The 22,975-nt window shown below is 69.4% G+C and carries 19 protein-coding genes; 10 read left to right on the forward strand and 9 right to left on the reverse strand.

All coding sequences use genetic code 11. The features are described 5' to 3' along the window. Positions 1-216 precede the first annotated feature (216 nt). Together glnE and BM43_RS26990 are read left to right on the forward strand one after the other, a co-directional pair. Complete coding sequence (glnE, locus tag BM43_RS26985) at positions 217-3,033, forward strand: bifunctional [glutamate--ammonia ligase]-adenylyl-L-tyrosine phosphorylase/[glutamate--ammonia-ligase] adenylyltransferase (RefSeq protein WP_036048175.1); 2,817 nt, start codon at positions 217-219, stop codon at positions 3,031-3,033. Between the two features lie 170 nt (positions 3,034-3,203). Beyond that, a complete protein-coding gene (locus tag BM43_RS26990) occupies positions 3,204-4,079 on the forward strand; it encodes a DUF7164 domain-containing protein (protein WP_036048172.1) in 876 nt (291 codons plus the stop codon). Between the two features lie 134 nt (positions 4,080-4,213). Here the strand turns inward: BM43_RS26990 and recN are convergent, their stop codons facing one another. Next, on the reverse strand, positions 4,214-5,863 hold the full coding sequence (gene recN, locus BM43_RS26995; RefSeq protein ID WP_036052871.1) for a DNA repair protein RecN: 1,650 nt from the start codon (positions 5,861-5,863) through the stop codon (positions 4,214-4,216). Between the two features lie 19 nt (positions 5,864-5,882). Further along, complete coding sequence (locus tag BM43_RS27000; protein WP_017918968.1) at positions 5,883-6,785, reverse strand: NAD kinase; 903 nt, start codon at positions 6,783-6,785, stop codon at positions 5,883-5,885. A 111-nt stretch (positions 6,786-6,896) separates the two neighbouring features. Between BM43_RS27000 and hrcA the strand changes: the two genes are divergently transcribed. The 3 genes from hrcA to BM43_RS27015 all read left to right on the forward strand — a co-directional run bounded on the left by hrcA (position 6,897) and on the right by BM43_RS27015 (position 9,564). After that, complete coding sequence (gene hrcA, locus BM43_RS27005; protein ID WP_013696719.1) at positions 6,897-7,922, forward strand: heat-inducible transcriptional repressor HrcA; 1,026 nt, start codon at positions 6,897-6,899, stop codon at positions 7,920-7,922. A gap of 142 nt (positions 7,923-8,064) precedes the next feature. Continuing rightward, complete coding sequence (gene hemH / locus BM43_RS27010; RefSeq protein WP_036048170.1) at positions 8,065-9,132, forward strand: ferrochelatase; 1,068 nt, start codon at positions 8,065-8,067, stop codon at positions 9,130-9,132. 24 nt (positions 9,133-9,156) lie between these two features. Continuing rightward, positions 9,157-9,564 (forward strand): RNA-binding S4 domain-containing protein, encoded by a 408-nt coding sequence (locus BM43_RS27015; RefSeq protein WP_036048167.1) that lies wholly within the window; start codon positions 9,157-9,159, stop codon positions 9,562-9,564. On the opposite strand, the gene BM43_RS41775 is transcribed toward BM43_RS27015, so the two are convergent. Further along, on the reverse strand, positions 9,536-9,697 hold the full coding sequence (locus BM43_RS41775) for a hypothetical protein (protein WP_013696722.1): 162 nt from the start codon (positions 9,695-9,697) through the stop codon (positions 9,536-9,538). The two genes, BM43_RS27015 and BM43_RS41775, sit on opposite strands and share 29 nt — an antisense overlap. A gap of 427 nt (positions 9,698-10,124) precedes the next feature. On the opposite strand from BM43_RS41775, the gene grpE reads away from it, so the two are divergent. From grpE to pabB, 4 genes are all read left to right on the forward strand, one after another. Next, the gene (gene grpE, locus BM43_RS27020) at positions 10,125-10,679 is read left to right on the forward strand and encodes a nucleotide exchange factor GrpE (protein WP_036048164.1); all 555 of its coding nucleotides are present in this window, start codon (positions 10,125-10,127) and stop codon (positions 10,677-10,679) included. Positions 10,680-11,032: 353 nt separating this feature from the next. Further along, positions 11,033-12,979 (forward strand): molecular chaperone DnaK, encoded by a 1,947-nt coding sequence (dnaK, locus tag BM43_RS27025; protein WP_036029636.1) that lies wholly within the window; start codon positions 11,033-11,035, stop codon positions 12,977-12,979. Between the two features lie 215 nt (positions 12,980-13,194). Further along, complete coding sequence (gene dnaJ, locus BM43_RS27030) at positions 13,195-14,331, forward strand: molecular chaperone DnaJ (protein WP_036029634.1); 1,137 nt, start codon at positions 13,195-13,197, stop codon at positions 14,329-14,331. A 22-nt stretch (positions 14,332-14,353) separates the two neighbouring features. Next, a complete protein-coding gene (gene pabB, locus BM43_RS27035) occupies positions 14,354-16,198 on the forward strand; it encodes an aminodeoxychorismate synthase component I (protein ID WP_063769134.1) in 1,845 nt (614 codons plus the stop codon). 97 nt (positions 16,199-16,295) lie between these two features. On the opposite strand, the gene panB is transcribed toward pabB, so the two are convergent. From panB to hda, 6 genes are read right to left on the reverse strand one after another with little or no spacing between them, the layout of a single operon-like run. Then, entirely contained in the window at positions 16,296-17,111 is an 816-nt protein-coding gene (gene panB / locus BM43_RS27040; protein ID WP_013696727.1) for a 3-methyl-2-oxobutanoate hydroxymethyltransferase, read from the reverse strand. Between the two features lie 46 nt (positions 17,112-17,157). Then, on the reverse strand, positions 17,158-17,841 hold the full coding sequence (locus BM43_RS27045; protein WP_013696728.1) for a deoxynucleoside kinase: 684 nt from the start codon (positions 17,839-17,841) through the stop codon (positions 17,158-17,160). Further along, a complete protein-coding gene (gene folK / locus BM43_RS27050; protein WP_036048161.1) occupies positions 17,838-18,368 on the reverse strand; it encodes a 2-amino-4-hydroxy-6-hydroxymethyldihydropteridine diphosphokinase in 531 nt (176 codons plus the stop codon). The genes BM43_RS27045 and folK overlap by 4 nt, the downstream gene beginning before the upstream one ends. Before the next feature lie 29 nt (positions 18,369-18,397). After that, entirely contained in the window at positions 18,398-19,999 is a 1,602-nt protein-coding gene (gene pcnB / locus BM43_RS27055; protein WP_036048159.1) for a polynucleotide adenylyltransferase PcnB, read from the reverse strand. Beyond that, on the reverse strand, positions 19,996-20,682 hold the full coding sequence (locus BM43_RS27060; protein ID WP_036029622.1) for a histidinol-phosphatase: 687 nt from the start codon (positions 20,680-20,682) through the stop codon (positions 19,996-19,998). The genes pcnB and BM43_RS27060 overlap by 4 nt, the downstream gene beginning before the upstream one ends. 21 nt (positions 20,683-20,703) lie before the next feature. Continuing rightward, complete coding sequence (gene hda / locus BM43_RS27065; protein WP_013696732.1) at positions 20,704-21,429, reverse strand: DnaA regulatory inactivator Hda; 726 nt, start codon at positions 21,427-21,429, stop codon at positions 20,704-20,706. 369 nt (positions 21,430-21,798) lie between these two features. Here hda and purM point away from each other — a divergent pair, with 369 nt between their 5' ends. Continuing rightward, positions 21,799-22,854: a phosphoribosylformylglycinamidine cyclo-ligase gene (gene purM / locus BM43_RS27070; RefSeq protein WP_013696733.1), complete on the forward strand. Its 1,056-nt coding sequence runs from the start codon at positions 21,799-21,801 to the stop codon at positions 22,852-22,854. Positions 22,855-22,975: the final 121 nt, after the last annotated feature.

Below are 22,975 nucleotides of genomic sequence, written 5' to 3' on the forward strand. Positions count from 1 at the left end.
GAAGCCGTTGCGGCCGGCGACGCTTCACGCCTGCCGCGTCGCGCGGGGCAGCGTGAAGCCCGCCGGGAGCCTTGCCGTGAAGCCCCCTGCCGTTAAGCACTTGCTGCGAGGCACCGAAGCTGCCGCGGCCCTGCCGTTGCCTTGCCGTGGCCTGTTACTGCCGGCATTTTTCGCGCGCCTGTCGCGCCCCCACCGCCTTCCCATCGTGCCGCCGCCATGACCGACGCCACCGCCCTGAGCAGCACTGCCTATTCCCGTTACCTGGCGCGCGCGGTCGCCGCGCGCCCCGAGCTGGCCGCGCGGATCGCCGCCTGGGCCGCCGCGCCGATCACGCGCGCGTCGATCGACGCACGCCTGGACGAGCTGCTCGGCCGGCCCGAGGGCGCGGCCGCGCCGATCGGCGAGGAGCCCTTGCGCCGCGCCCTGCGGCAGTTGCGCATCGAGGTGTTCGGCGCGGTGGCCGAGCGCGACCTGGCCGGCACGGCCGACGTCGCCGAGGTGACCGGCGCCATGACCGACCTGGCCGAGGCCACCATCCAGCGTTCGCTGGCGGTGCTCTCGACCGAGCTCGAGGCGCTCTACGGCGAGCCGCGCGGGCCCGGGGGCGAGCGCCTGACGCTCGGCGTGGTCGGCATGGGCAAGCTGGGCGGGCGCGAACTGAACGTCTCCTCCGACATCGACTTGATCTTCGTCTACGAGGACGACGGCGAGACCGCCGGCGGCACGCGCGCGGCCCTGGCCACCCAGGAATACTTCACGCGGCTGGGCCGGCGCCTGATCGGCGTGCTGTCCGACACCACCGCCGACGGCTACGTGTTCCGCGTCGACATGCGACTGCGCCCGAACGGCGACTCCGGCCCGCTGGTGTGCAGCCTCGGCATGCTGGAGGAGTATTTCTACGTGCAGGGGCGCGAGTGGGAGCGTTACGCCTGGATCAAGGGGCGGCTGGTGTCGGAGCCCGGCAGCGAGTCGGCGCGGCGCCTGGCCGGGCAGCTCGACGCGATCGTCAAGCCCTTCGTCTACCGGCGCTATCTCGACTTCGGCGTGATCGGCGCGATTCGCTCGCTGCACCGCCAGATCCGCCAGGAGGCGCAGCGCCGCGCCTCGATGCGCCCCGACAAGGCCGACGACATCAAGCTCGGGCGCGGCGGAATCCGCGAGATCGAGTTCAGCGCGCAGGTGTTCCAGCTGATCCGCGGCGGCCAGGACGCCGATTTCCGGGTGCGCCCGACGCTGGCCGTGCTGCAGCATGCGAGCGCGCGCGGCCTGATCGCGGCCGAGGTGGCCGAGCGCTTCGCCGAGGCCTATCGCTTCCTGCGCGTGATCGAGCACCGCCTGCAATACCGCAACGATGCGCAGACCCACGCGATGCCGGTCGAGGCCGAGGATCGCGCGGCGCTGGCCGCCTCGCTCGGTTTCGCCGACTACGCCGCGCTGCTCGCCGAGCTGGACCGGCACCGTGGCTTCGTCGAGGCGCAGTTCGACCAGATCTTCTCGAACCGGCTGGCGGGCGATCCCTGCGGCAACGGCAATGGCGAGGAGGGCGCGGCGGCCTGGGTCTGGAGCGGCGCGCTGGCCGACGACGGCGAGGACGAGGCGCTGAACGCGCGCCTGGCCGGCCTCGGCTTCGTCGATCCGGACGCGGTGCTGGCGCGGCTGCGCGGCGTGTGGCGCTCCTCGCGCTACGCGGGCCTGCCCGAAAGCAGCCGGCAGCGCTTCGACCGCGTCGCGCAGCGCGCGCTCGACGCCGCCTCGGGCATCGACGCCGCGCATCGCGACGACACCGTGATCCGCTTCTTCGACCTGCTGGAGACGGTCGGGCGGCGCGGCGCCTACCTGGCGCTGCTCACCGAGTATCCCGCCGCGCTCGATCGCGTGCTGTCGGTGCTGGGCGCGACGCGCTGGGGCGGCGGCTACCTGATCCGCCATCCGCAGTTGCTCGACGAGCTGCTCGACGACGAGGCGATCGCCAGCCCGTTCGACTGGCCCGCCTTCAAGGACGCGCTGCGCGCGCGGCTGGCCGCGGCCGACGGCATGGAACAGCAGATGGACCTGCTGCGCCACGCGCAGCACGCCGAGGTGTTCCGGATCCTGCTGATCGATCTGGCGGGCAAGCTCTCGGTGGAGCACGTCAGCGACCGGCTCTCGGAACTGGCCGACGCGGTGCTCGACGTCACGCTCGAGGTGGTCTGGTCGCAGCTCGCCAAGCGGCACATCGAGCGGCCGCGCTTCGCGGTGATCGCCTACGGCAAGCTCGGCGGCAAGGAGCTCGGCTACGCCTCCGACCTCGACGTGATCTTCCTCTACGACGATCCCGACGAGCGCGCCGCCGACATCTACACCACCTACACGCGCCGCCTGATCACCTGGCTGACCACGCCCACCGGCGCGGGCGCGCTGTTCGACCTCGACCTGCGGCTGCGGCCGAACGGCGAGGCGGGCCTGCTGGTCACCGATCTCGACGCGTTCCGCCGCTACCAGCTGCGCGAGGGCGACGGCGCCAACACGGCCTGGGTCTGGGAGCACCAGGCGCTCACGCGGGCCCGCTTCAGTGCCGGCGACGCGCAAATCGGCGCGGCCTTCGAGGCGATCCGCGAGCAGGTGCTGACCATGCCGCGCGAGGGCGAGATGTTGGCGCGCGAGATCGTCGGCATGCGCGACAAGGTGGCGGCCGGCCATCCGAACCATACCGAGCTGTTCGACCTGAAGCACGACCGCGGCGGGATGGTCGACATCGAGTTCATCGTGCAGTACTGGGTGCTGCTGCACGCGGCGCGCGACCCCGAGCTGATTCGCAACACCGGCAACATCGCGCTGCTGCGAGAGGTGGCGCGTTTCGGGCTGATGGACGACACCGAGGCCGAGACGGTGGGCGCTGCCTACCGGCTCTATCGCAAGCGCCAGCATCAATTGCGGCTCGACGGGATGGAGAAGGCACGCGTGCCGGGCGAGACCGTCGCGGCCGAGCGGGCCGCCGTGGCGGCGCTGTGGGAGCGCGTGTTCGGCGGCGTGACGCCGGTCGAGCCGCAGTGAGCGCGGCCGGCTGAAGGCCGGCGGGCAGGAAGCATCGGGCCTCGCGTCGGGATCGGCGCGAGGCCCGATTCCTCTGGTCGGATGGGTCTGCTGCCGGACGGCGCGGCCGCTGGCGGGCGCAAAAGGCCGGTGATACGATGCGGCGACCTTCTCCCGATCCAGAATTCAAAATGAAAAAGGCGATCCTGGTTTATGTGGACCACAACAGCCAGATGGTCGAGGAGTTCTTCTGGCTCTACAAGAGCCTGATCCATACGCGCTCGCTGGACGGCGGCGCGCTGATCGTGGTCTGTCATCCCGAGGTGGTCGGCCATCTGCCGGCCGATTCGCGCCTGGTCGTGATACCCGCGCTGCCTCATGCTCGAACGCATGCCGAATGGGCCGGCTACCCCTATATCAACTCGGTCGCCAACCTGTGCGCGCCGGACGTGCTGGATGCCTGCGCCGGCTTCGAGCTGGTGCTCAAGACCGACTGCGATACCTTCGTCACGCCGGCCTTCGCGAGCTTCGTGCCGAGCGGCCTGTGCTTCGGGTTCGGCGCCTATGCCTACGAGGATTCGGTGCGCCGCAAGCTGGTCGAGTGCAGCGCGCGCTGGGGCTTTCCGCATGCGGGCCTGCACAACGTGGGCGCCTCGGTGTATGGCCCGTCGGAGATGGTGCGGCACTTCCTGGTGGCGCAGATGGATTACTGCAGGCGGCTGCTGGCCGAGGAATTCGCCGAGCACGAGGGGCAGTGGCCGGGCTGGTGCAAGAACGTGCTGACCATGTACGCTGGCGAGCTGGCCTTGCGGCAGACCTACCCGCAGCGCTGCTCGATCGGCCTGCTCGACCATTTCCCGCATGCGACGCGGCGCCTGGGCGGGGACGTGCTGCACATCCATGCGTGGCATATCGAGGAATATTTCTCGAAGCACGCGTTCCGCGCCGGCGAGTACGACGGCATCGACCCGGCCACCATCGATCGCGGCAGCCTGGGTGGCTATTGCCACTGGCTCGCGCGCGCCGGGCTCGACGAGGTCGAGCCGATCGCGGCGCGGCCGGCCTGAGCGGGGAAAGCGCCGAGCCGCCGCCGGAGGGTGCCGGCCAGGATCACGGGAGTTGCCGCGGTGCCAGGGAGGGGGCGGTCGTCACGACACGCCTGACAGCGGCAAACATCCGCGCGACGCGGGGCAGGCAGGCCTCAGGCGGCCAGCATTTCCTTGGCGTGCTTGCGCGTGGTGGCGGTGATCTCGAGCCCGCCAAGCATGCGCGCGACTTCCTCGACGCGGCTCGCGCGGTCGAGCGGGGTGACCGAGGACACGGTGCCGCCGCCCGGGTCCTGCGCCTTCGCGACCTGGAAGTGATGGTCGCCGCGCGCGGCCACCTGCGGCAGGTGGGTGACGCACAGCACCTGGCGGTCTCGGCCGAGCTGGTGCAGCAGGCGGCCGACCACCTCGGCCACGCCGCCGCCGATGCCGGTATCCACTTCGTCGAAGATCAGGGTGGGCGTGAGGCTGGCCGCGCTGGCGATCACCGCCAGCGCCAGGCTGATGCGCGCCAGCTCGCCGCCCGAGGCGACCTTCGCCAGCGGGCGCAGCGGCACGCCGGGGTGGCCGGCGACGCGGAACTCGATCTGCTCGAGCCCGTGCGCGCCGCCCTCGGCCAGCGGCAGCAGGCCGACCTCGAAGCTGCCGCCCGCCATCGACAATTCCTGCATGGCGGCCGTCACCGCGCCGCCCAGCGCGTCGGCGGCCTGGGCGCGCGCCTCCGACAGCGTGCGCGCATCGGCCAGGTAGGCCTGCCGGGCGCGCTCGGCGGTTTCCTGCAGCGCCGACAGGTCGGCCGCCGCGTCGAGCGCCGCGAGCTGCTCGCGGCGCGCCGCGTGTTCGTCGTGCAGCGTCTCCGGCGGCAGGCGGAACTTGCGCGCGGCCGTATGCAGCGCGTCCAGCCGCGCCTCCACCTGGGCCAGCCGCTCGGGATCGAGTTCGAGCCGCTGCGCGTAATGCGACAGCGAATAGGAGGCTTCGCGCAGCTGGATCTCGGCCGGATCGAGCGAGGCCAGCACGTCGTTGAGCGTCGAATCGATCGCGGCCAACTGGCGGACCTTCGAGATGATCGCGCCCAGCTGGCTCAGCATCGCCTCGTCCGATTCGGAGATCGCCAGCAGGGTGCCCTGCACGCCGTCGATCAGGCTCGCCGAATGCGTCAGGCGCTGGTGCTCGGCGTTCACCTCGTCCCATTCGCCGGGCTGCGGCGCCAGCTTGTCGAGCTCGGCCAGTTGCCAGGCCAGCTTCTCGCGTTCGAGCTGCAGCTCGCGCTCGTGCGTCTGGGCCACCTCGATATGGTGCAGCGCGTCGCGCCAGGCGCGCCAGCCGCGCGCCACTACGGCCGCGTCGGCGCTCAGGCCGGCATGCGTGTCGAACAGCTCGCGCTGCGCGTCGGGCCGCATCAGCAACTGGTGGGCATGCTGGCCATGCACGTCGACCAGCATCTCGCCGAGCTCGCGCAGTTGCGAGAGCGTCGCGCTGGTGCCGTTGATGAAGGCGCGCGAGCGGCCGTTGGCGTCGATCACGCGGCGCAGCATGACGCTGTCCTCGGCCTCGAAGGCATGCGCGTCGAGCCATTGCGCGACGCGGTCGTGCGGCGTGAATTCGGCGGACAGGTCGGCGCGCTGGCAGCCGGTGCGCACCACGCTGGCGTCGCCGCGCTCGCCGAGCGCCAGCGCCAGGGCGTCGATCAGGATCGATTTGCCGGCGCCGGTCTCGCCGGAGAACACGGTGAAGCCGCTGTCGAATTCGATGTCGAGCGCGGCGACGATGACGAAGTCGCGTATCGAGAGATGGCGAAGCATGATGGAGGGCGCCGCCGCGTCAGGATTCGGGATCGTCGTCATGCGACGGATGCTCGTTCCAGTGCAGCTTCTTGCGCAGCGTGGTGTAGTAGCTGTAGCCGACCGGGTGCAGGAACGGCACGGTGTGGCGCGAGCGGCGCACCTCGATGGTGTCGTTCAGTTGCAGCGCGGTAAACGACTGCATGTCGAAATTCACGTTGACGTCGCGCCCGCCGATGATCTGGATCCCGACCTTGACGTCGTCGGGCAGCACGATCGGCCGGTTCGACAGCGCGTGCGGGGCGATCGGCACCAGCACGATGCCCTGCAGCTGCGGATGCAGGATCGGGCCGGCCGAGGACAGCGCATAGGCCGTCGAGCCGGTCGGGGTGGCGACGATCAGGCCGTCCGAGCGCTGGTTGTACATGAAGCGGCCGTCCACCAGGACGCGCAGCTCGGCCATCCCGGAGAAGCCGCTGCGGTTCACCACCACGTCGTTGAAGGCCAGCGCGTGATAGATCGGCTCGCCGTTGCGCACGATGCGCGCCTCCAGCAGGGTGCGCTCCTCGCGCTCGAAGCTGCCGGCCAGCATCAGCGGCACCAGCTCGAGCATCTCCGAGGCGGAAATGTCGGTGATGAAGCCGAGCCGGCCGTGGTTGATGCCGATCAGCGGGGTCTTGTAGGGGGCGAGCTGGCGGCCGATGCCGAGCATCGTGCCGTCGCCGCCGAGCACGATCGCGACGTCGGCGCGCGCGCCGATTTCGGTGGGGGTCAGCGCCGGATGGCCGGTGATGCCGTATTCTGTCGCCGTGGCGGCCTCGAACACGACCTCGAGCCCGCGTTGCGCGATGGCGGCGGCGAGCGCGGCGAGCGGTTCGGCGATGCCGGGCGTATTGCTGCGCCCGACGAGCGCGACGGTCTGGAACTGGTTGCCGGTAGTCATGGCGGCATTACACCATAGCTGGATGACGAAAAGGAACCGTCCGGGAGGCCAGGCATGGCCTGGTGCCGGAACGCTCGCGGGCGCCGCCCGCTTAGGCTAGAATTTTCGACCATGTTAGATCCCCGCGCCCGAACCCTCCTCAAGACCCTGATCGAACGGTATATCGCCGACGGTCAGCCGGTCGGCTCGCGCACGCTGTCGCGGTATTCCGGCCTCGAACTGAGCCCGGCCACCATTCGCAACGTGATGTCGGACCTCGAGGAGCTCGGCCTGGTGTCGAGCCCGCATACCTCGGCGGGGCGGATTCCCACCCCGCGCGGCTACCGCCTGTTCGTCGACACCATGCTGACGGTGGAGTCGCCGATCGACGACGCGGCCGTCACGCGCCTGGTGCAGACCACCCTGCAGGCCGGCGAGCCGCAGCAGAAGGTGGTGGCCGCGGCCGCCAGCGTGCTGTCCAACCTGTCCCAGTTCGCCGGCGTGGTGCTCACGCCGCGCCGCAGCCATGTGTTCAAGCAGGTCGAGTTCATGCGGCTGTCCGACAAGCGGATCCTGCTGATCATCGTCACCCCCGAGGGCGACGTGCAGAACCGCATGATGGCGACCCAGCGCGACTACTCCCCGTCCCAGCTGACCGAGGCCTCGAACTACATCAACGCGAACTTCGCGGGGCTGTCCTTCGACGAGGTGCGGCGCCGGCTGCGCGAGGAGATCGACACCCTGCGCGACGACATGACGGCGCTGATGCACGCGGCCGTCACGGCCAGCACCGAGACGTCCGACGACGAGGACACGGTGCTGATCTCCGGCGAGCGCAAGCTGCTGGAGGTGGCCGACCTGTCCTCCGACATGGCGCGGCTGCGCAAGCTGTTCGACGTGTTCGACCAGAAGACCAGCCTGCTGCAGCTGCTCGACGTGTCCAGCCATGCCCAGGGCGTGCAGATCTTCATCGGCGGGGAGTCGACCCTGGTGCCGATCGACGAAATGAGCGTGGTGACCGCGCCCTACGAGGTGAACGGCCAGATCGTCGGCACGCTCGGCGTGATCGGGCCGACCCGGATGGCCTACAACCGGGTGATCCCGATCGTCGACATCACCGCGCGCCTGCTGTCGCTGACCTTGAGCGGCAACCAGTAGGTCGGTGGCCGCCGGCCGGGCCGATCGAGCCCGGCTATTGTCCTCATCGGCGCGGCGGGCATTCTGCCGGCTGCGGTGCCGCGGCGAGTGCCCTCGTTATAATGGGGGCCGTTCGATCCGGTGCCCATGCACATCCCCGTTCATGCGTTTTGATCTCGAACCCCCTTCGCAGCAGGCCGCGGCGCATCGCACGGCGGTCCTGCTGATCAATCTCGGCACGCCCGACGAGCCGACCGCGGGCGCGGTGCGCCGCTATCTCGCGCAATTCCTGTCCGACCCGCGCGTGGTCGAAATTCCGGCCCTGGCCTGGCAGCCGATCCTGCGCGGCCTGATCCTGCCGTTCCGCTCGCGCGCCTCCGCCAAGAAGTACGCCACGGTCTGGATGCCGGAAGGCTCGCCGCTGCGCGTGTTCACCGAGCGCCAGGTCGAGGGGCTGCGGCCGCTGTTCGCCGCCAACGGCTACCAGGTGCTGGTCGACTACGCGATGCGCTACGGCACGCCCGACATCGGCACCGTGCTCGGGCAGTTGAAGCGTCTGGGCGTCGAGCGCGTGCTGCTGATGCCGCTCTATCCGCAATACTCGGCCTCGACCACGGCCACCGCCTTCGACGCGGCCTTCGCCGCGCTGGCCCGCATGCGCAACCAGCCCGAGATCCGCACGGTGCGGCACTACGCCGACCACCCGGCCTATATCCACGCGCTGGCCGAGCAGGTGCGGCACTACTGGGCCGAGCACGGCAGCCCCGATTTCGCGGCCGGCGACAAGCTGGTGCTGAGCTTCCACGGCGTGCCCAAGCGCACGCTCGACCTGGGCGATCCCTACCACGACCAGTGCCAGCAAACCGCCGCGCTGTTGATGGCCGAGCTGGGGCTGGGGCCGCTCGAATGCCGGGTGACCTTCCAGTCGCGCTTCGGCAAGGCCGAGTGGCTGCAGCCCTATACCGCGCCCACCCTGCGCGAGCTGGGCGCGGCCGGGGTGAAGCGAGCCGACGTGTTCTGCCCCGGCTTCACCTCGGATTGCCTGGAAACCATCGAGGAGATCGGCATGGAGGTGCGCGACGAGTTCCTGCACGGCGGCGGCGGGAGCTTCCACCGGATTCCCTGCCTGAACGCCTCGCCTGCCTGGATTTCGGCGCTGGGCCAGATCGTCGCGGAAAACCTGCAGGGCTGGCCGGTGCGCGTGGCCGTGCCCGCGGAGACGGCCGCATGAGCGTCACGAAACGGGATTAAGCTGATGAATTACCGGATTTCGACCGAACCCGGCGCCAAGCTGCGCATCGACAAGTGGCTGTGGGCCGCGCGCTTCTTCAAGACGCGCTCGCTGGCGGCCGATGCCGTCGAGAAGGGGCGGGTGCGGATCGGCGGGGCGACGGTCAAGCCCTCGAAGGACGTGCGGGTGGGCGACCGCGTGGAAATCACCATCGAGACCGTGGTCTGGGAGCTCGACGTGCTCGGCATCTGCGACACGCGCGGGCCAGCCAGCATCGCCCAGACGCTGTATGCGGAAACCGCGCAAGGGCGGGCGAAACGGCTTGCCGAACTCGAGCGGCGGCGGCATTATCGCGAGCCGGCCGCCGAGCTGCATGGCCGGCCGACCAAGCGCGATCGCCGCATCATCGACAAACTTTCGGGTGAACGCTGAAGATCTGCTCGAAGGTGGCGCGCGCGCTGCCGTATTCGGTGGTGCGGTCGGTGACGGCGCCCGACAGGCAGATGGTGGTGGTGCCGGCCACGAGTACCAGCGCGACCACCGATATGGCAAAGGTCAGTTTCACGGTACTCCCCTGGGGAACGAGGCCGGCGTGAGCCGAGGGCGATGGGCGGCGGCCGGGGCGGGTTTCGCGCCGATCGTCAGGCAGTGGAAAGTCTGACGATAGCTCAGGGTTAACCTGCGTTCGGGCAGCCTGATGGCAGTGTAGTGCAGCGCCCGAAGCCGATCCAGTGGGACCGCGGTAACGGTTGTTACCGGCAGTTTCGGCGCCACGGCGCGACAGCCCGCCACGATTGGCCGAGCGGGCGGCGCCCAAGCCCAATGCCGGGCCGATCCGCGGCTCGACGCCGCAGCCCTGGCCGAAAGACCCTCTTGAAGTTGTTGTCTTCGGCCCCAACTACGTCGCCGTTGTCCGGCGATGCGTGCCCCGTGCCCGTCACGCGGCGCGTATCGTCGATCCGGCTTTCATCATTCAATTCGATTTCAGCGACATGGAAAACACGCAAGAGAATCCGGCTGGTCAACCGGCCGACGAGACCGGCCGCGACGCAATGGCTGCCCAGGCACCGGCCGGCGACGCGCCGCAGGCAGCGGCCGCCGACGCCGCGCTCGCCGAAGCGCAAGCCAAGGTCGCCGAGCTGCAGGAGAGCTTCCTGCGGGCGAAGGCCGAGACCGAGAACGTGCGCCGGCGCGCGCAGGACGACGTCGCCAAGGCGCACAAGTTCGCCATCGAGGGCTTCGCCGAGCACCTTCTGCCCGTGATCGACAGCCTGGAAGCCGCCGTCGGCGACAAGTCCGACGACATCGCCAAGATCCGCGAAGGCGTCGAGCTGACGCTGCGCCAGCTGCAGAGCGCGCTCGAGAAGGGCCGCGTCAACGTGATCGACCCGGTCGGCGCGAAATTCGATCCGCATCAGCACCAGGCGATCTCGATGGTGCCGGCCGAGCAGGAGCCGAATACCGTCGTCAGCGTGCTGCAGAAGGGTTACACGATCGCCGACCGCGTGCTGCGACCGGCGCTCGTGACGGTCGCGCAGCCGAAGTAAGGCGCCGGCCGGGCGCCGCGCCCGCCGCCTCCTGTCCACGGCCCTCCGGCATCCCGGCGGGCCGCGTCCATGATGGCCGCCGCGAGCCGCGCCAGGAAAGCATCAGACAAGTATCGACTCAGGGGTGTCAATAACGGGGTTCGATCCGGGGATTCGCTCCCGCGGGCATCGGACTACCGCTCCCTGGCCGGCCGCCGCCGGCGATTGAAAAAATTGAATGGCCGCATCGCTTTCGGGGTCTTGAAAACGGCGCGGTCGCACCTATTTCGTGTGCAGAGTCGAATTCGGCGCGGCAAACCGGGCAAAAACGGCCCGAAAACCGCAGCAAACAGCATTTCTGGAGATTACGAAAAATGGGAAAGATCATCGGTATTGACCTCGGCACCACGAACTCGTGCGTGGCTGTGATGGAAGGCAATCAGGTCAAGGTCATCGAGAACTCGGAAGGTACCCGCACCACGCCGTCGATCATCGCGTACATGGACGACAACGAAGTGCTGGTCGGCGCGCCGGCCAAGCGCCAGTCGGTGACCAACCCGCGCAACACGCTGTTCGCGGTGAAGCGCCTGATCGGCCGCCGCTTCGAAGAGAAGGAAGTGCAGAAGGACATCGGCCTGATGCCCTACAAGATCATCAAGGCCGACAACGGCGACGCCTGGGTCGAGGCGCACGACGAGAAGCTGGCGCCGCCGCAGGTGTCGGCCGAGGTGCTGCGCAAGATGAAGAAGACCGCCGAGGACTACCTCGGCGAGCCGGTCACGGAAGCCGTGATCACGGTGCCGGCCTACTTCAACGACAGCCAGCGCCAGGCCACCAAGGACGCGGGCCGCATCGCCGGCCTCGAGGTCAAGCGCATCATCAACGAGCCGACCGCGGCCGCGCTGGCCTTCGGCCTGGACAAGGCCGAGAAGGGCGACCGCAAGATCGCCGTGTACGACCTCGGCGGCGGCACCTTCGACGTGTCGATCATCGAGATCGCCGACGTGGACGGCGAGATGCAGTTCGAAGTGCTGTCGACCAACGGCGACACCTTCCTCGGCGGCGAGGACTTCGACCAGCGCATCATCGACTACATCATCGGCGAGTTCAAGAAGGAGCAGGGCGTCGACCTGTCGAAGGACGTGCTCGCGCTGCAACGCCTGAAGGAAGCCGCGGAAAAGGCCAAGATCGAGCTGTCCTCGAGCCAGCAGACCGAGATCAACCTGCCGTACATCACGGCCGACGCCTCGGGCCCGAAGCACTTGAACCTGAAGATCACGCGCGCCAAGCTGGAAGCGCTGGTCGAGGACCTGGTCGAGCGCACCATCGAGCCGTGCCGCACCGCCATCAAGGATGCCGGCGTGAAGGTCTCGGACATCGACGACGTGATCCTGGTCGGCGGCCAGACCCGCATGCCGAAGGTGCAGGACAAGGTCAAGGAGTTCTTCGGCAAGGAACCGCGCCGTGACGTGAACCCGGACGAAGCCGTCGCCGTGGGCGCCGCGATCCAGGGCCAGGTGCTGTCGGGCGACCGCAAGGACGTGCTGCTGCTCGACGTGACCCCGCTGTCGCTCGGCATCGAGACGCTCGGCGGCGTGATGACCAAGATGATCAACAAGAACACCACGATCCCGACCAAGCACGCCCAGGTCTACTCGACCGCGGACGACAATCAGGGCGCGGTGACCATCAAGGTCTATCAGGGCGAGCGCGAGATGGCGGCCGGCAACAAGCTGCTCGGCGAGTTCAACCTGGAAGGCATCCCGCCGGCACCGCGCGGCGTGCCGCAGATCGAGGTGAGCTTCGACATCGACGCGAACGGCATCCTGCACGTCGGCGCGAAGGACAAGGCGACCGGCAAGGAAAACAAGATCACCATCAAGGCGAACTCGGGCCTGTCGGACGCCGAGATCGACAAGATGATCAAGGACGCCGAGGCGAACGCCGCAGAAGACCAGAAGCTGCGTGAGCGTGCCGATGCGCGCAACCAGGGCGATGCGCTGGTCCACAGCACCAAGAAGGCGGTGGCCGAGTACGGCGACAAGCTCGACGCGGGCGAGAAGGAGAAGATCGAGGCCGCGCTCAAGGAGCTGGAAGACGTGCTGAAGGACGGCTCGGCCGAGAAGGCGACGATCGACGCGAAGGTGGAAGCGCTGTCGCAGGCCTCGCAGAAGCTCGGCGAAAAGATGTACGCCGACATGCAGGCCCAGCAGGCAGGCGCCGCCGCCGGTGCCGGCGCGGCCGAGGGTGCCCAGGCGGGTGCCGCGAACGCCGCCGACGACGTGGTCGACGCGGACTTCAAGGAAGTGAAGAAGGACTGAGTCGGGCCGCGGCCGTGCCGCGCGGCACGGCCGCTACCGATCCGGTCCGTCACTGCCGGACGGACCGGATCACCCTGCGCCTGGCGGGCCTCGCGGCCCTCCGGGCACATTTGTTTTATGGCGGGGCGGCGCGCGAGCGCCGTTCCACGGTCGCAAGACTTTACTGGAAGCGAGAGGAGCCGCCCGTGCCGAGCGCGTGGCGGCATTGAACCGATATGGCGAAACGGGATTACTACGAGGTTCTGGGCGTCGCGAAGAATGCGAGCGACGACGAAATCAAGAAGGCATATCGCAAGCTCGCGATGAAGTACCACCCGGACCGCAATCCGGACAGCAAGGATGCGGAGGAGCGTTTCAAGGAGGCGAAGGAAGCCTATGAAATGCTCTCGGACGAGCAGAAGCGAGCCGCCTACGACCAGTACGGCCACGCGGGCGTCGATCCGAACATGGGCGGTGCCGGCGCGCAGGGCTTCGGCGGTTTCGCCGATGCCTTCGGCGACATCTTCGGCGATATCTTCGGCCAGGCCGCTGGCGGCGGCGCCCGTGGCGGCCGGGGCGGCCCGCAGGTGTATCGCGGCGCCGACCTGCGCTACAGCATGGAGATCACGCTGGAGCAGGCCGCGCATGGCTACGACACGCAGATTCGCGTGCCGAGCTGGGTCTCCTGCGAGATCTGCCACGGCAGCGGCGCCAAGCCGGGCACCAAGCCCGACACCTGCCCGACCTGTCACGGCCAGGGCACGGTGCGCATGTCGCAGGGCTTCTTCAGCATCCAGCAGACCTGCCCGAAGTGCCATGGCACCGGCACCTACATCCCCGAGCCCTGCGTGCACTGCCACGGCTCGGGCAAGGTGAAGGAAACCAAGACGCTCGAGGTCAAGATCCCGGCCGGGATCGACGACGGCATGCGGATCCGCTCGTCCGGCAACGGCGAGCCCGGCATCAACGGCGGGCCCTCCGGCGATCTCTACGTCGAGATCCACATCAAGCAGCACTCGGTGTTCGAGCGCGATGGCGACGACCTGCACTGCCAGATGCCGATCCCGTTCACCACCGCGGCGCTGGGCGGCGAGATCGAGGTGCCGACGCTGGCCGGCCGCGCCTCGTTCACGGTGCCGGAAGGCACGCAGTCGGGCAAGACCTTCCGCCTGCGCGGCAAGGGCATCAAGGGCCTGCGCTCGAGCATCGCCGGCGATCTCTACGTGCACGTGCAGATCGAGACGCCGGTCAAGCTGACCGACGGACAGCGCGATCTGCTGCGTCAGTTCGAGCAGTCGCTGGCCGAGGGCGGCGGGCGCCACAGCCCGCAGAGCAAGAGCTGGTTCGATCGCGTGAAGAGCTTCTTCGAGTGACGACTGCGGTGCCGGCGACATGATGGACGTGCAGGAGGGCGCGCCGTTCGCGCTCCTCGACGATTGCGACTCGACCGCGGCTGCGCGGTCGAGTCGTTTGTACATGGGCTTCTCGCACGAGCGCGTGTGCACCGATCCGGCGCGGCTCGACGCCTGCTGCGCGGCGGTGGCCGAGGATCTCGCGCGCGGCCTGCATGCGGTGGTGCTCGGCGACTACGAGTTCGGCCGCAATCTCGAACGTGGCCAGGCCGGCGACGCGCCGCTGCGCTTCCTGCTGTTCTCCACGCTCACGCGACTGTCGCGCGACGAGGCCGATGCCTGGCTCGCCGCGCGCGACGGCGCGGCGGCCGAGCCTTCGCCGGCCGGCATCGCGCGCCTGCGCAAGAGTGTCACGCGCGCCGAGTTCGATGCGGCGATCGACGCGATCCACGCCGCGCTGCGTGCCGGCGATTCCTACCAGGTCAACTACACCTACCGCCTCGGCTTCGACGCCTGGGGTTCGCCGACGGCGCTGTATCGGCGGCTGCGCGCGCGCCAGGCGGTGCGCTACGGCGCGCTGGTCGCGCTGCCGGGCGGACGCTGGATCCTGTCCTGCTCGCCCGAGCTGTTCGTCGAGAAGCAGGGCACGCGGCTGCGCACGCGGCCGATGAAGGGCACCGCGCCGCGCTCGGCCGACCCGGCCGCCGATGCGCATGCGGCCGAATTCTTGGCCGGCGATGCGAAGAATCGCGCCGAGAACCTGATGATCGTCGACCTGCTGCGCAACGACGTCTCGCGTGTGGCGCGTACCGGTTCGGTGCGCGTGCCGGCGTTGTTCACGGTCGAGCCTTATGCCTCGGTCTGGCAGATGACCTCGACCGTCGAGGCCGAGGCGCGGCCCGAGGCGGGTTTCGCCGAGCTGCTGCGCGCGCTGTTCCCCTGCGGCTCGATCACGGGCGCGCCCAAGCACAGCACCATGGCGCTGATCGACGCGATCGAATCGACGCCGCGCGGGCTCTACACGGGCATGCTGGGCTGGCTCGACGCGGCGCCGGCGGGCGCTTGCGGCGACTTCTGCCTGGCGGTCACGATCCGCACGCTGACGCTCGAGGCGCCGCGCGTCGATGGATATCGCGCCGGTACAATGGGCGTCGGCGCGGGCATCGTGCTCGACAGCCGCGCCCCTGACGAATACGCGGAGTGCGAATTGAAGGCCCGTTTTCTGACCGACGCCGATCCCGGCCTGCAACTGTTCGAAACGCTGTACGCGACGCGCGCCGAGGGCGTGCGTCATCTCGATCGCCATCTCGCGCGGCTGGGCGCCAGCGCCGAGGCGCTCGGCTTCGCCTTCGACGCGGCCGCGATCGAGCAGCAGGTCCGCGCGCGCGTCGACGGCTTCGACGCCGACGGCCCGCATCGCCTGCGCGCGGCGCTCTCGAGGGACGGCTCGCTCGAACTGACGTCGGCGCCGCTCGCGCCGCTGGCGGCTCCGGTGATCGAGGTGCTGCTGGCATCCGAGCACGGTTTCGCGCCGACTGCCTCCTCGGACCCGCTGCTCGCGCACAAGAGCACGCGCCGCGCCGAATACGATCGCGCCTGGCGTGAGGCCGAGGCGGCCGGTGCCTTCGACATGCTGTTCGTCAACGAGCGCGGCGAGCTGACCGAGGGCGGCCGCAGCAACGTCTTCGTGAAACTCGACGGTCGCTGGTTCACGCCGCCGCTGGCCAGCGGTCTGCTGCCGGGCGTGATGCGCGGCGCGCTGCTGGCGGACCCGGCGCTCGGCGCGAGCGAGCGCGTCCTGAGGCCGGACGAGCTGGCGCGCGCTGATGGCCTGCTGATCTGCAACGCCTTGCGCGGCGCGGTCGAGGCGAGATTGCGTCGGATCTGAACGCGCGGCGCGACGCGTCGACCGGCCAACGAAAAAGCGCGGCACCTTTCGAGGGTGCCGCGCTTTTTTATCGCCGTCGTGCCGGCCGGCCGAGAACTCAGAACGAGTGCTCGGGCCCGGGGAAGCTGCCGTCCTTGACCGCGCGCACATAGGCCTCGACGGCCGCCAGGATGCTCGGCTGGCCGTGCATGAAGTCCTTCACGAAGCGCGGGCGCTTGCCGGGGAAGATGCCCAGCATGTCGTGCAGCACCAGCACCTGGCCCGAGCAGTTGAGACCGGCGCCGATGCCGATGGTCGGCGTGCTGACGAGTTCGGTCAGCTCCGAGGCCACCAGGGTCGGCACCGCCTCGAGCACCATCAGCTGCGCGCCGGCCTGCTCCAGCGCCTTGGCATCGCGCAGCAGCTGGGCCGCGCCCGCCTCGGTCTTGCCCTGCACCTTGAAGCCGCCGAAGGCGTGCACCGATTGCGGCGTGAGCCCCAGGTGCGGACAGACCGGCACCGCGCGCTCGACCAGGAAGCGCACCGTCTCGGCCAGCCATTCGCCGCCCTCCAGCTTGACCATCTGCGCGCCGGCTCGCATCAGCTTGACCGAGCTCTCGAAGGCCTGCTCGGGCGTGCCGTAGGTGCCGAACGGCAGGTCGGCGACGATCAGCGCGCGCGGCTGGGCGCGCGCCACGCAGGCCGTGTGATAGGCGATCTCGTCGAGCGTGACGGGGAGGGTGGTGGTCTGGCCTTGCAGCACGTTGCCGAGCGAATCGCCGATCAGCAGCGCGTCGACGCCGGCGCGATCGAGCAGCGAGGCGAAGCTCGCGTCGTAGCAGGTCAGCATCGCGATCTTCTCGCCGGCCGCGCGCATCTGTTGCAGCTTGGGCACGGTGATGGCCGCGCGGCTCGATTCCTGGAGATAGGTCATGGGAGATCCGGTTCGTGAGGAAAGACAGGCGGCGCGACGACGCTGATCAGCGGTCGGCGCCGCCCTTGACGAAGGATTCCTTGCGGCCGCGCATGGTCTCGATGCGCGTCATCAGCAGTGCAAGGTCGTCCGGCGAGTCGAGCGGATTCAGGTGTTCCGCGGCGACGGTGAGGACCGGCGTGCGGTCGTAGTGATAGAAGAATTCGTTGTAGGCATCGCACAGCGAGCGCAGGTAGGCGTCGCCGATCTGCAGCTCCATCGCGATGCCGCGCTTCTGGATGCGCGCGTAGAGGACCTCGGGGCTGGCCTGCAGGTAGACCACCAGGTCCGGCGCCGGGGCCGGCACGTCGACGCGCTCGGCCAGCGCGCGATAGAGCTGCCATTCGTCGTCGCCCAGCGTCAGGCGCGCGAAGATCTCGTTCTTCTGCGGCATGTAGTCGGCCACGATCGCCAGGCCCGCCGCCTGGGCGGCCGCCAGCTCCTGCGCCTGCTGCGCGCGCTGCAGCGCGAACGACAATTGCGCGGGCAGCGCGTAGCGCGCGCCCTCGCGATAGAAGCGTTCGAGAAAAGGATTGTCCTGCGGTCGCTCGAGCAGGGGGCGCATCGCCCAGCGTTCGGCGATCAATGCCGCCAGCGAGGTCTTGCCCACTCCGATCGGCCCCTCGATCGCGATGTAGCGATGCGGCGGGCGCGGGTCGGGCGGCGTGACGGTCAGCGGGGTCGCGTTCATCGGCAGCGGCTTTTGTCGTTCGCGGCCTTCATCGCCATCAGGCACTGGCAGGTCTGCACCTTCTCGATGCGCTGGTCGGCCACCGCGGTCAGGAAGGCCTGCGCGTGGCCGTGGATCGGGATCGCCAGCGCCGGGTCGAGCTCGACCAGCGGCACCAGCACGAAGGCGCGCCCGGTCAGGCGCGGATGCGGCACCACCAGGTCGGGTTCGTCGATGGTGTGATCGCCGTACAGCAGGATGTCGATGTCGAGCGTGCGCGGCGCGTTGTGGAACGGCCGCTCGCGGCCGAAGTGGTGCTCGATCTGCTGGCAGAGCCTGAGCAATTCGCGGGCCGCCAGACGCGTCTCGATCTTGACCGCGCAGTTGTAGTAGTCGTCACCGCCGGCGTCGATCGGCGCCGTCCGGTACAGGCTCGATTTGCCGAGCACGGTGACCGCGCATTGCTGCGCGAGGCAGACCACCGCATCCTTCAATGTCTGGCGCGCATCGCCGAGATTCGCGCCGAGGCCGAGATAAGCAAGCGTCATGGCATCCACTTCCTGCGTCGTCCGACGGCTCAGTCGTCCGCATCCGGCGCTTCGGCCGGTTGCGGCTGCGCGGCGCCGTCTTCCGGCCGGCGGTTGCGCGCGCCGCCGCGGCGGCGGCGCTTGCGGGGCCCGGCGGCCCCTGGTACGCCCGGCGCCTTGTCGCGCGACGTGCCCTGGGTGAGCAGCGTCTCGCGTGCCGCGGCATCGCCGTCGATGAAATCCGTCCACCACTGCGCCACCGATTCGTCCAGTTCGCCGGACTCGCAGCGCAGCAGGAGGAAATCATACCCCGCTCTAAATCTTTGGTGTTCCAGCAGCCGGATCGCGCTGCGACCCGAGCGTTTCTCGAGGCGCAGTTGCAGGCCCCAGATCTCGCGCATGTCGGCCGAGTAGCGCTTGTGGATCGCCAGCTTCTCGGTCTGCATCTCCAGCACGTCGTCCATCGCGCGCTGCAGGGCCGGCACCGGGAACTCGCCGTTGGCGACGTACTGGTTCCAGCGCTGGCGCATGTCGTGCCAGAGCAGGGTCGCGAACAAAAAGCCGGGCGAGACCGACTTGCCGGCGCGCACGCGCGCGTCGGTGTTGTTCAGCGCCAGCGTGATGAACTTCTCGCCCTGGGGCTGTTCGAGCACCACGTCGAGCAGCGGCAGCAGCCCGTGGTGCAGGCCTTCGCCGCGCAGTTGCTTCAGGCAGGCCAGCGCGTGGCCCGAGAGCAGCAGCTTGAGCATCTCGTCGAACAGGCGCGCGGCCGGCACGTTGTTGATCAGGTCGGCCAGCGGCTTGATCGGATCGCGCGTGTGCGGCTCGATGTCGAAGCCGAGCTTGGCCGCGAAGCGCACCACGCGCAGCATGCGCACCGGGTCCTCGCGGTAGCGCGTGGCCGGATCGCCGATCATGCGCAACAAGCGTGCGCGCATGTCGGCCATGCCGTCGTGGTAGTCGAGCACGGTCTGCGTCGCGGGGTCGTAATACATCGCGTTGATCGTGAAGTCGCGGCGCGCCGCGTCCTCGTGCTGCTCGCCCCAGACGTTGTCGCGCAGCACGCGGCCGCTGGCGTCCACCGCGTGGGTGCGCCGGTCCAGCTCGTCGCGCTTCATGCGGCGCGGCGGCGGCGCGTCGGCGGGCGGTGCCTCGGCCGGTGCGTCGACCAGCGCGCGGAAGGTCGAGACCTCGATCAGCTCCTGGCCGAACTGCACGTGCACGATCTGGAAGCGGCGCCCGATCAGGCGCGCGCGGCGGAACAGGCGCTGCACCTCGGTCGGGGTGGCGTCGGTGGCGACGTCGAAATCCTTGGGCGCGATGCCGAACAGCAGGTCGCGTACCGCGCCGCCGACGATGAAGGCGCGAAAACCCGCCTGCTGCAGCGTGTCGGTCACGCGGACCGCGTTGCGCGAGATCAGCGAGGGATCGATGCCGTGCACGGCGGCCGGCACGATGGTGGGGTCGGTGCGCCGCTCGGCCACTTTCGCGGCGTCGCGCGCGGCCTGCTTCTGCGCGCTCGCTTTTTTGGTGGCGGTGGCCGGCGCGCGCGGGGCGGCGCGTTCGGACGGCGCGGCCTCGGCGGGGGCGGAATCGTCGCGGGCGGCGCTATCGTCCTGCCCGAGCAGCTTGCGGATGAGTTTCTTGATCACGAAGGTTGGAATAGATCGAGGATGCGCCAGCCCTGCTCGCGGGCATGCGTGCGCAGCGTGTCGTCGGGGTTGGTCGCGACCGGGTCGGTGACTTTCGCGAGCAGCGGGATGTCGTTGTGCGAGTCGCTGTAGAAGTAGCTGCGCTCGAAATCGGCCAGGCTCTTGCCGAGCGAGGCGAGCCAGGCCTCGGTGCGCGCGATCTTGCCCTCGCGGAAGCTCGGCACGCCGGTGGCACGGCCGGTGAGGTCGGAGGCCGGATGGCCGTCGACCGTCTCGACCTCGCAGGCGATCAGGGTCTCGACGCCGAAGGCATCGGCGATCGGGCGCGTCACGAAGGCATTGGTGGCGGTGACGATGCAGCAGAGATCGCCCGCCTCGCGATGCCGGCGCACCAGCTCGAGCGCGGCCGGCAGCATCGCCGGGCGGATCACTTCCTGCATGTACTGCTCGTGCCAGGCGTCGAGTTGCGCGCGCGGGTGCCTGGCCAGCGGCGCCAGCGCGGCGGCCAGATAGGCGTGGATGTCGAGCGTGCCGGCCTTGTAGTCGGCGTAGAAACGGTCGTTCTGACGCTTGAAGCTTTCCGCGTCGACGAGACCGAGCTTGATCATGAAGCGACCCCATTCGTGGTCGCTGTCGGTCGGGATCAAGGTGTGATCGAGGTCAAAGAGTGCCAGATTTGTCATGGAGGGGCATTTTACTTGAAGCTACTTGATCTGGCCGGAACCGCCCGCCTCGCGCTCCAGCGTGGCCAGCAGCGTGCGCAGCAGCGGCAGCGTGACGGCGCGTTTCTGTTCGAGCGAGAAGCGGTCGAGCGCGTCGAGCAGGGCCATCAGGCTCGGCATGTCGCGCCGGTAGTGCGTGAGCAGGTAGGCGGGCACGTCGTCTGCGATGGCGATGCCGCGGTCGCGCGCGGCGCGCTTGAAGACCGCCGCCTTGTCGGCGTCGGACAGCGGCGCGAGATGGAACACCAAGCCCCAGCCCAGGCGCGTGCGCAGGTCCTCGCGCACGTCGAGCGCGAGCGGCGCGGCCGGCCCCGCGCCGACGAAGGCGCTGGACGGGTGGGCGCGCACCTCGTTGAACAGGTTGAACAGGGCGATCTGCTGGTTGTCGCTCATCGCGTCGATGTCGTCGACGGCGTACAGCGAGACGCGCGGGTCGAAGGCGATCGCGCCGAGCGGGCTTTGCGGCGTCAGGTAGCGCGCGCTGCCGTAGGAGGTGTCGTAGACCAGCGCCTGCAGCAGGTGGCTGCGGCCGCTGCCGGCCTCGCCCCACACATAGAAGGAGCGGTCGGCCACCGGGCCCGCCGCGAGCGCCAGATCGAGCCGGCGCAGCCGCGAGACGAGCTCGTCGTTGGCCCCGATGGTGAAGTTCTCGAAGGTACGCGGCGGCGGGGTGCCGAGGTCGAGCGTCAGTTGACGGGTGGCGGTCACGATGCGGGGCGGTTGAGGTCGGGCTCGCGCCGTGCGGCGGCAGGCAGGGGGAAGCGCTCGGGGCCGTGGCGCCGCGCGGCTGTCGTGGCGGCCCAACGTCGGGCGGGCCGGGCGGGTGCCGGGCGACGGCGGCAGGCACGTGCCGGGCTTCGTTTCGCGGCCGCGTCCGTCGTCGTCGACATGCCGCCGGCATGGGCCGGCCCTGGCTGGCGCGGCATCGCGCCGGTGCTGGCCGGCGGCCGCGCGAACGGCGATGAAAACGGGGACGATTCGGACACGATGGTTTCCGTCGAAAGATCGGCGCGGGAATTCGGCCGGGCGTCCGGCTTCGGGTAAAATCGCATTTTACCGACCTTCTCGCATTCCCCCATGACTTCTCCGAAATCCGCTCCCGACGCCCAAGGTCTTTCCTACCGTGACGCGGGCGTCGACATCGACGCGGGCGATGCCCTCATCGACAAGATCAAGCCCTTTGCGAAGAAAACGCTGCGCGACGGCGTGCTCGGCGGGATCGGCGGATTCGGCGCGCTGTTCGAGGTGCCCAAGCGCTACCAGGAGCCGGTGCTGGTGTCGGGTACCGATGGCGTGGGCACCAAGCTCAAGCTGGCCTTCCACCTGAACCGCCACGACACGGTCGGCCAGGACCTGGTGGCGATGAGCGTCAACGACATCCTGGTGCAGGGGGCCGAGCCGCTGTTCTTCCTCGACTACTTCGCCTGCGGCAAGCTCGACGTCGACACTGCGGCCACCGTCATCAAGGGCATCGCGACGGGCTGCGAACTGTCGGGCTGCGCGCTGATCGGCGGCGAAACCGCGGAAATGCCGGGCATGTACCCGGACGGCGAATACGACCTGGCCGGTTTCGCGGTCGGCGCGGTGGAGAAGAGCAAGATCATCGACGGCAGCACCATCGCCGAGGGCGACGTGGTGCTGGGCCTGGCCTCGAGCGGCATCCACTCGAACGGCTTCTCGCTGGTGCGCAAGATCATCGAGCGCGCCAACCCGGACCTGAACGCGCCGTTCGACGGCCGCACGCTGGCCGACGCGCTGATCGCGCCGACCCGCATCTACGTCAAGCCGCTGCTCGCGCTGATGGCCAAGCTGACGGTCAAGGGCATGGCCCACATCACCGGCGGCGGCCTGGTCGAGAACATCCCGCGCGTGCTGCGCGAAGGCCTGACGGCCGAGCTCGACCAGAGCGCCTGGACCCTGCCGCCGCTGTTCCAGTGGCTGCAGGAGCACGGCGGCGTGGCCGACGCGGAAATGCACCGCGTGTTCAACTGCGGGATCGGGATGGCCGTGATCGTGTCGGCCGCCGATGCCGACGCGGCCGTGGCGGAACTGAGCGCCGCCGGCGAGCAGGTCTGGAAGATCGGCCGCGTGCGCGCGAGCCGCGAAGGCGAGGCGCAGACGGTGGTTGTCTGAGGTAAGGGAAGGACAAACCGGGCGGCGCGTGTCGGCGCCGCCGATCGTCCAGCCACCCGGCAGGAATACGAAGGGCCGCGATTTCGAATCGCGGCCCTTTTCATTTGGCGCAGCGCATCGA

This window comes from Burkholderia gladioli (genome assembly GCF_000959725.1).
Taxonomy (GTDB): domain Bacteria; phylum Pseudomonadota; class Gammaproteobacteria; order Burkholderiales; family Burkholderiaceae; genus Burkholderia; species Burkholderia gladioli.